At 39.7% G+C, this 14,207-nt stretch carries 4 protein-coding genes, 1 other RNA gene and 1 pseudogene; 1 reads left to right on the forward strand and 5 read right to left on the reverse strand.

Translation table 11 applies throughout. From position 1 onward, the window contains the following. A pseudogene (locus BM294_RS16120) lies at positions 1 to 182 on the forward strand (transposase); the annotation flags it as partial. A gap of 386 nt (positions 183 to 568) precedes the next feature. Here the strand turns inward: BM294_RS16120 and BM294_RS07405 are convergent. The 5 genes from BM294_RS07405 to BM294_RS07425 all read right to left on the reverse strand — a co-directional run bounded on the left by BM294_RS07405 (position 569) and on the right by BM294_RS07425 (position 14,154). Next, positions 569 to 3,286 carry a hypothetical protein gene (locus BM294_RS07405; RefSeq protein WP_091206367.1) on the reverse strand — a complete coding sequence of 906 codons (2,718 nt, stop codon included), beginning with the start codon at positions 3,284 to 3,286 and terminating at the stop codon, positions 569 to 571. Between the two features lie 376 nt (positions 3,287 to 3,662). Next, positions 3,663 to 4,010: RNase P RNA component class A (rnpB, locus tag BM294_RS07410), an RNA gene on the reverse strand. 436 nt (positions 4,011 to 4,446) lie between these two features. Further along, positions 4,447 to 10,848, reverse strand: coding sequence for an ICP22 family protein (locus BM294_RS07415; protein WP_091206370.1), 6,402 nt, complete (start codon positions 10,846 to 10,848; stop codon positions 4,447 to 4,449). Positions 10,849 to 11,501: 653 nt separating this feature from the next. After that, positions 11,502 to 13,166 carry a nucleoside kinase gene (locus tag BM294_RS07420; protein WP_242944476.1) on the reverse strand — a complete coding sequence of 555 codons (1,665 nt, stop codon included), beginning with the start codon at positions 13,164 to 13,166 and terminating at the stop codon, positions 11,502 to 11,504. 118 nt (positions 13,167 to 13,284) lie between these two features. Beyond that, positions 13,285 to 14,154: a Nif3-like dinuclear metal center hexameric protein gene (locus tag BM294_RS07425; protein ID WP_091206373.1), complete on the reverse strand. Its 870-nt coding sequence runs from the start codon at positions 14,152 to 14,154 to the stop codon at positions 13,285 to 13,287. Between the last annotated feature and the right edge of the window lie 53 nt (positions 14,155 to 14,207).

The following is a 14,207-nucleotide window of genomic DNA, read 5'->3' on the forward strand; positions in this document are numbered from 1 at the left end:
GATTCAGGAATGGTGTAGAAACGATTCCGGCATCATTAAGGAAAAGGCATAATGCTGATAAAATGCCTGTAAGAGGTCTGATAAGGAATAGGCATTTCTTCGGTTTTAAAGTTGCAGCACTAAATACGATTAAGCTAATCAAATATATGGTTAGCTTGGATAAGTGTGTCCAATTAGCATAAGGAATGGAAATAGGATGCTAATAATCCTCTGATTTTAGGTACGCATGTGCATCTGAAATCGTATTTTTTATAAAAAAGATAGTGTATTAAGTTTTCAAGGAACAATATATCGAAAATGGATGTGATATAAACGTCCATTTGTCGGGCGACTCATATGATAGAATCAGAATAAAAGAAACTCCCCTGTGATAAACCTCCGTTTGAGGCCATCACAGGGGAGTTTTTCGCTATCGTAGATTCCGAATAGATTTATCGCTGATGTATGTTCAATGTTTACCGGTGAAATAGTCCATTTGTCATATGATTTAATTTACGCTTTTTTAGTACAATGTCGGCATTTCTGCTGCATTTATATTGATCCTTGTAATACTGGTGGGTATCCAAAATCAGCCCGTTTCCTGCCTCATTGAGCCACCTCCCATTTGGGCAAATGTAGCTATCCCGTCAGCTCCTGCATTAGGTGCCATTGCTAATCCATCTGTGGCGGATCCCACAAAATCATTTCCTGCAGATAATGATGCCATTCCGACTTCGGCACCCATTACAGTATTATGTGTTTGCTCTTGTATAGGTGCTTCTTTTTGAACCTCTGGAGCCAACTTACTACCCAGAACAATGAATACCAGGTTTCCGGTACCGGTTCCTACCGGTATAAGAAGCTCTCCATCAGCAAGACACTGTACAGTGACAATCTGATTGTTATTCAGGAGAATCTCGTAAGATTTACCTGCTAAAACATTTGCCTTTACAGGAACATTGGCATTTGATGAAGTTGTATTATGGAACAAAGCATCAAGGTTGATCTCACCGTACACGATAACATTATCTGAACTAAGACCTAATCCCTCCTGGGAAGAAAAATAATTCATGGCTGTTGACAGATTATCTATAGGTTTAAGTACTTCATTAAGGTTTGCCTCGATAGGATTTCCTGAACTGTCTGTTAACTGTTGACTGACAGCATTGTATATAGAAAGAATTTCCCCATTCGTTTTTTGCCCGAGATTTATTGTTACGTTATTTATCTTCTGACTGTCGCTGCCTGAGGAATCTTTATCAGAGCCTGAATCATTGCTGTAATTGGTGATGTCTTTGTTAATAATACGGTTGTTATTATTGATGATGTTATTACCGTTCTTGTTAGTGTTATCATCATTATTGTTAACATCATCGCTGTTATTATTGTTGATATTATTATTGTTGTTATCGGGGACGGACTGTATGAGTGTAGCAGCAGGGATATCTATGCTGATATTGGTTCCTGAAGCTATCTTTATAGACCATGTCCCATCCTGCTTTTTTGTTGCGGTAACGCCTTCCGGGGTATTGATCGATGTGATCTCATAATTGCTGATCGGAGAAATGATGATCTCCGTATAAGTTATTTCCGTACCCTTTTGGCCTAACCACTCTGCACCCTTGTATGTCGTTAATCCGCTATTGCTTTTATCTGCTGTAATGTTTTCACCGGTTTTTATGGAGATTGAAAAATACTCTGTTCCGGTAGATTTGTCCACTACTGTACCGCCATAATTGTAAACAGTACCGGTATTTTTCTGTATAACGCCATTTTCATAATTGGCAACTAAACCTGTTGATGTATTATTATTGATTTCGCCTGTATTTTTAACAACTGTACCATTGTTATCATCTATATAACCTTCGTTTTTTCTGATTGTACCGTTATTGTTTTCTACGATACCTTTAGAATCAACCTTACCTTTGTCGTTAAGAGTAGCCTTGCTGTTTTCATGGATGGTTCCGTTGTTTATTACGATGGTACTGTTATTTGTGTATACAACGGCTCCGGAAAAGCTGTCAGAAATAATCATAACGTCTTCTTCCAGACTATCTTCGAGATTTCCGAGATCATTCTTACCTGCATTAAAGTATAGTTCAGAATTATTATTCTCGATTGTTCCGAAGTTGCCGGAACATTCATCATCTTCGTAACCAACTGTGGCACCCTTATTGTTATTCGTTATGAAGCCAAGATTGATAGTGACTCCACAGTTATCAGAAAAATTAGGGTTATTATTCTCGATTGTTCCGGTGTTTACTTCGACAGTTCCTGCATTAAATTGTATGTCACCATTAGTATCATTTTGTTCTATATAACTGTCGTTTTGAGTGACTTTACCTGAATTTAACAATATGGAACCTTCATAGCCTTCATCTTCATCTACAGAGTTTTCTTTTATGGTTCCAACATTAAAATCTACAGAGCCGTAGTTTTTATTTATACTTCCGTAGTTATTCTTGATGTCACCTGTATTTATATTTATGTTGCCGTTTTCTTTTGTATTGTTGAGGATTCTTCCATCATTCTGATCAACAGTTTCGTAATTATTGTATATTGCACCGTCACCATCATTATATTCTACGGTTCCGTTATTATTTATAACAGAGCCTCCGTTTTCGCTGATGGTTCCTTTTTCTGTATTATTGTTTACCTTGCCGTTGTTTACTTCTATGGTAGCGTTATTGTTTTCGATGGTTGCGCCTGTATATTCATTTACCATTGAGCGGACTTCACCTTGTTCATAACCCATATCACTATGACTATCGAAAAAATCGTAAATGTCATCATAGTCATCAATACCTGCATTTTTTCCAAGGTCAGAATTATTGTTTTCTATATATCCGTGGTTTACTGATGTGTTTTCAAATGTTCCTTCACCATTTGGATATTCATCCCCTTCGCTGATGAATCCTTCCTCGGAGCCTATATCTCCATTGTTATCTGTGATGCTTCCGAGGTTTATGCCGACGGAACCGTCATTTGTACCGATGGAGCCGTTGTTGAAAGTTACTGCACCAGTTTCATTATTGTTTGTAACTTCCTCGTTGTTTATTTCAATGGTTCCTTCAGCCTCGTCAGTACCATTATCGATTACAGTACCGTTGTTTATCTCGATTGTGCCTTCATTTGCTCCTAATGTTGCATCAGATACAACTTCATTCACATCTTCAGTGTTTGTTTCGGTACTCTGATCACCGCTGATTGTTTTATATTCTGTCGCCATGGCCGGCAGCTGCACCTGTCCGACCGTGATAGTCACCGCAGTAAGTAACGTCACTGTCTGTTTAAACTTTCTTCTCATGCTATTACTTTCCTTTCTGATAAGTGCATTTTATAAAGGCAGAGTTATGCAATTAAAGATTCATGTATTTGCTTTATAAAAGCATTTCACGTACCGGTTGCTGCATTATTCTGTGAATACAGAAAAATGGTCACAAAACAGCTCTCTCACTGTTTTTTACCTCGGCGATTTGATCAGGAATATAATTTGATATGAACGGAAAGATTATACGAAAAGTGACCGCACTAACAGATATTCCCACCCGGCCTAATGTCGATTGGAATAGAGATTAAATCAGATTGATGGTATATACTGTTTTGAAAAATTATCATTGAGTATAGAATGATATGAAAAAACTGTCCCGGTATATAATTCCGGAACAGTATCATAGATTAAAAGATCGAGCATCGTAATAAGCCGGGTTATGTATCAAGTGGTCATCTATCTAGGGCGTATGTTGCCATACGTCTCAATCAACCTACCCGGAAACTGACGAGCAGCCATACGTTTCCTATTTGGTCTTTCTTCAGATGGGGTTTATACTGCCACATCTGTTACCAGATGCGCGGTAGTCTCTTACACTGCCGTTTCACCCTTACCGGCAAATGCCGGCGGTCTGTTCTCTGTTACACTTTCCTGTGCGTCACCGCAACCTGCCGTTAGCAGGCATCCCGCTCTGTGAAGCCCGGACTTTCCTCTCCCAGCCGGTTTCCCTTATACTGGCAGCGACCACATCCGATACTCGAGCCTAGATTGTACTATCAAATCAGAGATATTACAAGTATAAAAACAGATAATGTGAAATAATACCAGCCTGGTAGAAACTGCACTATTGTTATTTAAAATATATGTGGTATTAGCCGACGGGTATCCATAAAAAACGTTAAGCTGAGTCGTGAAAAATCAAAATCTGTTCACTTAGAGACACTAGGTATTTTTCCTTGGATTCCTCGGCAATTCTGAGTTTTCATCAGGAAAACTCAGAAACTGCCGAGGACCTAAGTGTCTCTTAGGGGCTGATTTTTGATTTTTCCGTCGAAGCGCCCCGTTTTTATATGGAGACTTGTCGGCTACACAGAAATCTATCTTCGGCTATGTAGTTACTTTACAAAAAACCTCCCTACGGTTCATAACCGCAGAGAGGTTTACAGTTCTAAAGAAAGTACACGTAGAACTATGTATTACTGTTTCTTTCTTCTTTTAAAGATTATATACCACTTGATCATTACTATAATTGCAACAAATGTTCCGAATCCGTACATGCTCATTCGTGAGCTGTCACCTGTTTTGGGTGAACGTTTCTTTCCGATTCCACGGGTATCTGAATCTTCATTACCACCTGACTGTCTTGAAGCATTGAGGATTGATCCGGGATAAGCTTCGCTTTTTTCTGTTTCAGAAGAATTGTACTTGTCATTTGGTAACAATTGTATGAAAGTTATTTCATGACCTTCATCTAAAGCTGACTTTTTAATTGCATCATCTGAAGATGAGTTACCTTCACTGTGAACTGTATTATGCTTTTGAGAAGTAGTGTTTTCACCGGTAGAATTTTCAGAAGTTTTTGTACCGGAATCTTCATTATTTTCAGGCTTTGTATCTATTTCATCTGTAGAGTCAGGTTTTTCACCATTAGCCGGAAGCTCCTTTTCAGGCTCTTTGTCCGGATTTTCCTGAGATTCATTTTTATGATCCCCGTTCGGATCCTCAGGAACCTCATTTGCAGGCTTTTTATCGGCCTCTTTCGGTACATCTGTACCATTTGTGGGCTTATTCTTTTCAGGCTCCTTTTCGGGCGTCTCAGACGGCTTATGTTTATCCTCAGGAACACCTGTGTAAACATTTATGATACCTGCTGTGCCGGTTCCGCTTCCTTTGTAATTATCGGAAGCATCGATGACATAACTTCCTTTGACTACAGTATCGTATCCGGTCCAGCCGCTATCGTGAGATATTTTTTTACCACCTTCGGATGTCAAATGGGTGTAGCTTTCAGTCTTAAGATCATAGAGGTTCTTTCCTGATCCGATGAGGCTGATGTTTCCTTCAGACCCGGATACCGAGCCTTCGAACACCTTGCAGAATTCCTTATTTTCATCGCCGGCTCTTTCTGAAACAACATATACATAAGGCTTAAGATTCGGTGCATAGTACGGAAGCTTCTTCCATGTATATGAAGTGTACTCAGGATGATCAGGATCATACATCAGTGTAATGTCTGTATTGCTGTCTGAAATATCGGAATCATTAGTCTTAATAAGTTCCTGACTTCCGGATATGATTCCTGAATCGTTCTGGAGATAACGATATAAACGTACCTTGATGTACGGATTATCCTTATTCTTTACAGTATTCCATTCAGCTTCGGATTTCTCTGACTTATCAGCTGTCCAATTCTTGTAAAATGTTATTTCATATCCGGTATCCGGTTTATAACCATTTACAGCAACTATACCATTAGTCAGAGTGTCATCTGTTGTGAGTTCAAAAAGATGATGCAACAATTTCGAATCCTCGGATCCTTCAGCGGTATCCTTATCGTTAACCTCCTTTATAAAATAAGTGTATAGACGGCCTTTATCATCGTACTTTGGAACATAGGCTGTTTTTCCGTTTTTGTTATAGAAAGTAAATGAAGTTATACCGTTTTCATCAGCATTTCCAAGATATGCCGTAAGCTGCCTGTTTGCGTCATTCTTTATCAGAGTCTCATGCAAAAGTGAATCCTTCCCCTGTACATATTCATATACAGGTTCTTCTGTTTTACCGTCTGATGTCTTTCTCCAAAGTTCGATCTTGATCTTAGGCAGATCTCCGGCACGGAATCCATCAGGGAGATTCTTATAGATCTTAACTCCGCTGACAGTACGTTTATTCCTCTTTCTGTTAACGATAGTCCATGCTTTATCCGGGTTCAGAGTAACCAACGCCGCTGAGACCATGGTTCCGTCCTGAAGCTTCATAAGACCGGGCTTCGTTTCAGCATAGCTGTATTCCGCACCGTTTCCGGTATCCTTCGGAGAATCCGGAAATGCACCGATTTCAACGTACTCATTAGTATTTTTGGAAGGCATGGATTCCTTTATATAGTATGTGTACTCATAGTAGTCTCCGGAACTGAATCGCGGCTGTGGATCATAACTGACCTGCCACCAGTTATTCAATGAATCTTTGGTTGTATCCCATTCGAAATTGATATATTTGTCCTTATCGAGCTGCTCGATATGATAGTTATTATCTTTATCGGTATATGTGCGGTACAGATTTACAACGATGTCCGGTCGTTTATTTGACCTTCCGTCTGCTGAATCACTGTCTTCCCAGAACTTATTGACAGTAGGAACGATACTATCCTTTAACTCATGTCTTAGTGTAAATGAATAGATATCGCCTGTATGATGATCTCCAAGAGTCACTGCTTCCTGAGTCTGCAAAATATAGGCGCCGGAGTAAAGCTCTTCATCATTTTTTCTGTTATTATAAACGTAGTTTATGAGTTTTCCGTTTTTATGTATGAAGCCCGGATTATAATTAATTACATTTCCGGACGTATCATATTTTCTGAAAGGTCCCAGTCTTTTCTTCCATCCGTTTTTCTCGTTTAATGTTACTGGTTCTACCTTATCACCGATTTTCATATCAAGAATAATTTCATCAGGACGGGCTTTAGCCTTCAGTACGCCGTCAAGCCATTGCTCTGCATTGATATCAATATATACCACTCCGACTCGCATATTGGATATCGTAAAATCAAAGGATGAGCCAAGCGTATTCTGATCTGAAACATTATCAGCAGAGTCATTTTTCTGACCAGCTGAAATGTTATCTCTGATGAGCACGTCGTAAACATACTTACTTCCTTTTACAAATCCAAACTCATCATCTTCCCTGGTGAGTTTGGAAAATGCTTCGGGATCACCATTGTATTTCTCCCATTCATGTCCGAGGTACAGAGTATTTTCGCCGGATGAAGGATAGTCTTTCGCAATAGTAGAATCTGAACCTTCATAATAGTGAACCTCATTTTCTACTGTTTTGACATTACCGATATGAGTTTCTCTAACTCTGAAGATGTCGGAACTTTTCGTCTTTTTCCATTTGAGATATTCCTCAGTATATTCGTCCGGAACAGGTATATATATGCAGTTCTCTGAAGACGGGTTGATGGTATATTCAGTTCCGATCTGCTCCCACTTTCCGTTTGCATTGTACTCAAGAACAAAATGTACAGGTTCTCTGGCTTCGGAATCAGAGCCGTCATTCCATTCCTTATATACCGAAATATAGTTTCCTCCGCCTATACTATTGATAATGTTCACATCGGTTTGCAGATACTTTTCTGTAACCTCGGTACCGGAATCTTTCAAGGTGTACCTACGATCCTTTTCTTTTGTTTTGGTACGAACAGTAGGAAAATATCCACTGTTTTTTATATTACCGTGTTCATAGGCGGTATATGTATATTCGGCTCCGTTTTCATCGTATCTCGGAAGCTGTCCATGGTACTTTTCAGCTCCGGTGATTCCTTCTCTATCCATATCTTCATAGGAGTCTATGAGAATCTGATCAGTGAAGGAATCATAAAGGTCCTCGATGCGGTTTATAGCTGTTTCTGATTCATCTCCTTCCGGACCAACTGTATGAAGAGTTGCTCCTTTTTTGTAAGTTCTTGTCACAGTTCCGATTTTCTTTGAGTTTTGATAGATATCAAAGGTGACTTCTGCAAAACCCCTTTCTTTATCAGAATCAGAAAGACCCGTTGGAAAGGTTTTTGTTATGAGAATTTGAGCATTTCCAACCAGTGTATTGGTGATGGTTATTTTCTGATTATCTGATGCGCTCTCAGAATTATAGCTATGAATGTAACGATAACCATCCTTTGTCAGGAAACAGTCAGTATCATTGTCCCGGAATATAACAGCATCTTCCATGAGACCATTTTCTTTGTTTCTGGTTGTTACTTTTTCTTCTCTTGAGAAGTAGTACAGTCTGTTTCCGTTTTCGTCATACTTTTCAAGCACAGATTCGGTACTCCTGCTTTGACGTTCCGACGTGAAACCATTAAGCGTTACAGGATTGGAAAGTCTGGTAGCATATCGTTCATCATCATAGGTATCAGGATATTTAACAGGATCCTGAGTGGTCTTATACAGGGATAATGTAACCTCCGAGTCTACATCCTGTCTCGCGGCTGCCTTCCAGGTTTTTGTGGCTTTTACAGAGACACTGTCCTTTATAAGGTTTTGGAGTGTTTCGCCGTTAAGTATGAAGTGGTTCTCGTAAAGACTTCGGTTTTCTCCGGATTTTGTGTTTAAGCTTGTTTCGTATGTTGCAGAGCTGCCTTTCTTTTTTACTTTTCCTGCATATATCAATTCAGCACCGTCTGTATTATAAGCATCAAGAGAATCATTTTCAGGCAGGGTCAAACGATATAGTCTGTTAATGTTTCCATCTTTTTCTGTTCCGATGTTTTTCTTGATTTCTACATACTTTGAATTCTGTATCGGTGACAGACCGGACCATCTGAAATTTCTGGAAGTATTTTGATCATTGGCATATCTGTACAGAATGATGGAGATTACAGGACGTCCTTTTACGGTTTCCGTATCGGCCTCATCCATCCATTTGCAGTAAACTACATAGTTTGTTTTACCGGATAGAGTATTTATGAGAGTTCCGCCGTCATAGAGACCATTGGTTTTGTCGGAAGCATTGTGTACATTTTCATAGGTTACTTCGTAGTGACGGTCTGTTATGACATTGCCTTCTGATCCTGAGGCATCCGAAAGTTCAAGATTTCCTTCGGTTATGTAATAGTGAACAGGATAGTTATCTTTATCGTAACCATATCCTTTTATATTGATGGACCATTCGTTGTTTCCATCATCACTTACAGTAAACGAACCTTCATTTTTTGCGGAATCAGAGATAAGAGCAACTTTTTTCGGATTCGATGTGTCACCTTTTAGAATCTTATACAGGGAGATATTGTTAAGCCACTCTTCTATGGAAGGTCTGTCAACATTATTTCCGTTTTCTCTTATTGCACCTGTGTCGTTCCACTTTATTTTAGCTGTGAAGTTGGTTATCTCATAATTTCGAAGTATATTTCCGTTTTCGTCTTCATAGGCACTGTAATAATGTTCATTTAATGTATCTTCAGCGGCAAGACGATACTTTATTTTATGAGCGGATAGTTCTCCCGTTATTTCATCCCTCTCCACGTATGTATCGTATAATGCATCGGCAAAAGAATAAGTATATCTGGTAGGTACAGTGTAAGATGAACTGCATTTTGAAGGTGAAGGAACTGTATCAGCGTCTTTATCCGGATGACCGAGGACAGCTGTCAGAGCTTTGCTGTCAAGTCGTTTCCATTCATCACTTTTGTTTTCTATGAAGTATTCAAGATATAGTAAGTCGTTTATATTCTGTCCGACCAGATTGTTCTTTGAAGACTCACTTTTGCCGCCATCTTCCCAACTGCTCTTTACGGTGATAAGAGGACTTTTCCCTATGACCATGAAGCAGTTCTCATTATCAAATGTTTCAGAACCTGCTTTTTCTGCGGTAAGAGTTATGGGTGCAGTACCGGTTCCTGCATGACTCTGATATTCTGTTCCTTCTGTATTTATGCGGAGCTTTATCTCACTGTCAGATGCAATGATATCAAAGAAGTATGCAGAATCGGTATCCCTTAAAGGAATAGAAAAAGTTCCGTTTTCAACAGGGATTTCTTCTCCATCCGGATTATCTGAATTAAAATTCAGAACCGTTACATCATCCGGATTTTCAAGATCCTGCATCACAAAGTTGAGATTTCCGTCAGCATTTACATTTTCTGTTTTCACATAAACAGGATAGATATTGGACGCAGTGGAAATGATATCTTTTGTGACTTCAACAGTTATGGTTGGAAGAGTTACAGAATACAGTTCAAATTGAGATTCATCCTGAAGATATGAGTCAAATGTATAAACTCCAGGAACATCAGGATCATACTCTCCTCCTAAAGTGAGGTTATTCTCCCAGTCAAGATTTAACTTTATGATTCTGTATCCTGAAAGATCAAGATTTGTTTTTTCTTCTATTTCGGAAATAACAGGCACTTTATCACTTGAAAGAAGTTTTTCGATTATACTCTTTTGTTCATCAGTCATATAATCGATACTTCTGTTAAGAATTGATTGACTGGAAAGTTTATAGTCTGTTTCGCTATTGGATGCTATGGATGCAGCTGTAGAGGTTTCGCTGTCAGTTGCTTTTCTTTTAAGGTTTGAAACAGTGTTTTCTTCTGAATCTGATGACTCGGAATCATCTGAATCAGTTTCTGTTTCTTTTGTTGCAAGAGCATATATAAATTTGGGAAAGCGAAGCTTGGATTTCTTTGTTCCGACTGTTACTCTCTGCTTTGATATTTCTTTGGGCAGAGATGCGATGGCTTTTACTGCATACATTCCATATTGAGATTCTTCAATATGTTCTGAGGCATATCCTGTCATACCCGGAGCAAATCCGGTATCGATGACCAAAATGATGCTTAGCAGCAGCGATAATAATTGTTTTGACAAACTACCCTTCATGTTTTTACCTCTGGTTGATAATGATTATGTCTTGTTAATTTAAAAACACAGGACTTGAAGTATATCATTTACAGATTAAAAATAAAGGGTAAATACCATTATATTTTGTAATAATACGTATAAATTTATGCACATAAAAAGAAGGCTTTAAGTATTAAGCCTTCTTATAAAACTGTTATAACGATTTTTTGATAAAACCCGTTATCAGGTTATCGAACGCACAAGGAGAGCGTTCGATAATCCCACCAGGTGGGACAGCATTTTGCAAAAGCAAAATACTGCATATACGGATAACGATTTTTTGATAAAACCCGTCATCAGGTTATCGAACGCACAAGGAGAGCGTTCGATAATCCCACTAAGTGGGACAGCATTTTGCAAAAGCAAAATACTGCATATACGGATAACGATTTTTTGATAAAACCCGTCATCAGGTTATCGAACGCACAAGGAGAGCGTTCGATAATCCCACCAGGTGGGACAGCATTTTGCAAAGGCAAAATACTGCATATACGGATAACGATTTTTTGATAAAACCCGTCATCAGGTTATCGAACGCACATGGAGAGCGTTCGATAATCCCACCAAGTGGGACAGCATTTTGCAAAAGCAAAATACTGCATATACGGATAACGATTTTTTGATAAAAATCGTTATCCTACATCAAGACAGCTTCCGCCGATGAATTCTCTGACGATTGAGTTCTGCGGAATAAGTTCAGGGCTTATTGGAAGAATATAGTCCAGGAACTTAAGGAGGCGCTTTGCCTCTGCATGCTCAGGATCGCTTCTTTGTATCTGGAAAAGGAGCGGCGCTGCAAAGATCTTAAGCACCGGAAGTTCGTAGATCATGCTGGAGTTAACCATCACATCTGCGCTTTCCTGATACGGGAAGATATTCTTGTCTTCTCCTTTTCTGACATTATCCCACATGGCGATAGTGGCCTTTGCGCTGTAGCCGCGGGTTCTGTTATCACGCACTATACGGCGAAGAAGTCTGCCATCAGTGGTGGCAATGCGGTTGTGGGCATCAACATTGATCTGCGTAAGTGATGAAATATATATGCGGTACTTCTCATCACTTGAAAGTGCATAAGACATCTCATCGTTAAGACAGTGTATACCTTCGATGACCAAAACGTCATTGGCACCAAGTTTACAGAAATCTCCTTTATACTCTCTTTCACCGGTGAAAAAGTTATATCTCGGAAGCTGTACAGTCTCACCGTTAAGAAGCTTCAGCATATCCTCGTTGAACTGCTGAACGTCCACACATTTGATGGATTCAAAATCTTTGTTACCGTTTTCGTCGAGAGGGGCTTCATCACGATTTCTGAAGTAATTGTCCACAGAAATCGGATGAGGATTAAAACCGAGAGCCTTGAGCTGAATGCTCAAACGTCTTGAAAATGTTGTTTTTCCTGAACTTGAAGGTCCGGCTATCATCACGATCTTCTTACTTGTTTTTGCGATATCCATGGCGATATTCCCGATAGTCTTCTCGAAAAGAGCCTCCTGCATGAGAATCAGGTCGTCGGAATATCCGTTCATGATCATCTCATTTAAAGATCCTATACTTGAGCAGCCTATCTTTTCTGCCCACTTTGAAGATGCGTGCTCAACCTCATACAGCTTATTCAGCGGTACGAAAGAAGCCACCTTTTCAGGATTGCTTCGAGTGGGAAGCATTAATACAAAGCCTTCTTCGTAAGGGATGAGGTCGTAGTACTTTATATAGCTTGTGTTAAGTACCATATAGCCATAGAAATAATCTGCGAAATTCCCCATGTAATAGACATTGACGCTTCCTGTCATACGGAAATGGAAAAGACGCTCTTTGCTGTGCATTCCGTTTTCACGGAAAAGCTTTATGGCATTTCTGGTACTGATAGACTTTTTGTGAATAGGAATAGCCTTTTGGTGGTATTCATCCATCTTGTCCTTTACTTTCTTAAGGAGTTCAGGTGTGACCTTTACATCACCCTTCAAATGGCAATAGTACCCGCCTCCCAGTGTGTAATCTACGACTACACCGAAATCCTTTACATCATCACATACATTGTAGAAGGCTTTCAGCATCATGAATATGGCTGAACGTTCATAGGTTGACTGACCTATCTTCTCAGTGCCTGTGATGAAATGAATCTCACCGTCTCCTGTACATGTGTGGTACAGTTCAAAAAGCATATCATTGAAACGTGCAAGAAGAATCTCGTGGTCAAATTCAGGTTGAACCTTTTCTGCTATTTCTAAAAATGTTGTCCCCTCGGGAAATTCATAGTTTTGTCCCTTGATAGTAACAGTCATGATGTTCTCCATTCTGCCATCCGGGATGGCAAACCGCTTTAGTGTAAATCCATCTTGAGGCACTGTGTATAGGATGCCTACGTTTATGGTCGAACATACATGTCATAGGTGTATACCGTGGTGTTTACTTCTAAAGCGCTCTTACAGGGTAATGTATCTGATCTTTAATTATCTCAACATCCGGGAAATGTTCCTCAATAAAATCACTGACATGGTTTACGAAGATGTGCTCAAGTCCATAGTGTCCTGCGTCTATGAGACTGATACCTTCTTCATTGAGATCCAATCCCTCATGATGTCCCATATCGCCGCTGATAAATGCATCTACATGATGATTCATGACTTCCCTGAGTTCACCTCTGCCTGAACCGGGACAGCATGCGATAGTTGTTATGGGAGTTCCTGCATCATAGAATCTGATAAAAGGAAGGTCGAACTTATCCTTTATCATCTCAGAAAGCTCTTTACAGCTCATGGCATGAGGCAGCTTTGCAATGAAACCGATACCGTATTCGGTCATATCAGCTTTGATGCCGTTTACTGTGTCAGGTTCAGCTGTATGTGGCTTGATTCCGTTTGGAGAACCGTTTTCTTTATCCAAAGGAGTATAACCTGTAGGTTCCATGGAACATAATTTCTTAAGTCCCAATGTATCACATACCATATCCCCCATTCCGCCGGGACAGCTGTCATAGTTGGTATGCATGGAAAAAGCCGAAACATCATTCTGTATAAGGTCAAGAAGTTTTGATCCAAGAGCGGAGTTGTCATTGATAGCCTTTATACCTTTGAATATGACGGGATGATGTGTGATTATGAGATCACAGTCCGATTCGATAGCCCTGGACACAACATCGTAAGTGGCATCAAGTGCCACATAGACTCTGGCAACTTCCTTGTTGCTTCTGCCGACCAGAAGACCTGGGTTATCCCAGTCACAGGCAGCGGCACGCGGAGCCAACTGATCAAGTTTTTCCATGATATTAGATACTGTCAACATATGTATACCTCCATCCCCTTCTGCAGGTCTTTAGTAAAGGGTTGTATGCGCTG

Origin of the sequence: Oribacterium sp. WCC10, assembly GCF_900113415.1 — a bacterium.
Taxonomy (GTDB): Bacteria; Bacillota; Clostridia; order Lachnospirales; family Lachnospiraceae; genus Oribacterium.

Coding starts and splice junctions, on each gene's coding strand:
- BM294_RS07415 (WP_091206370.1), bottom strand. CDS start 10,848: ATGAAGGGTAGTTTGTCAAAACAATTATTATCGCTGCTGCTAAGCATC.
- BM294_RS07405 (WP_091206367.1), bottom strand. CDS start 3,286: ATGAGAAGAAAGTTTAAACAGACAGTGACGTTACTTACTGCGGTGACT.
- BM294_RS07420 (WP_242944476.1), bottom strand. CDS start 13,166: ATGGAGAACATCATGACTGTTACTATCAAGGGACAAAACTATGAATTT.
- BM294_RS07425 (WP_091206373.1), bottom strand. CDS start 14,154: ATGTTGACAGTATCTAATATCATGGAAAAACTTGATCAGTTGGCTCCG.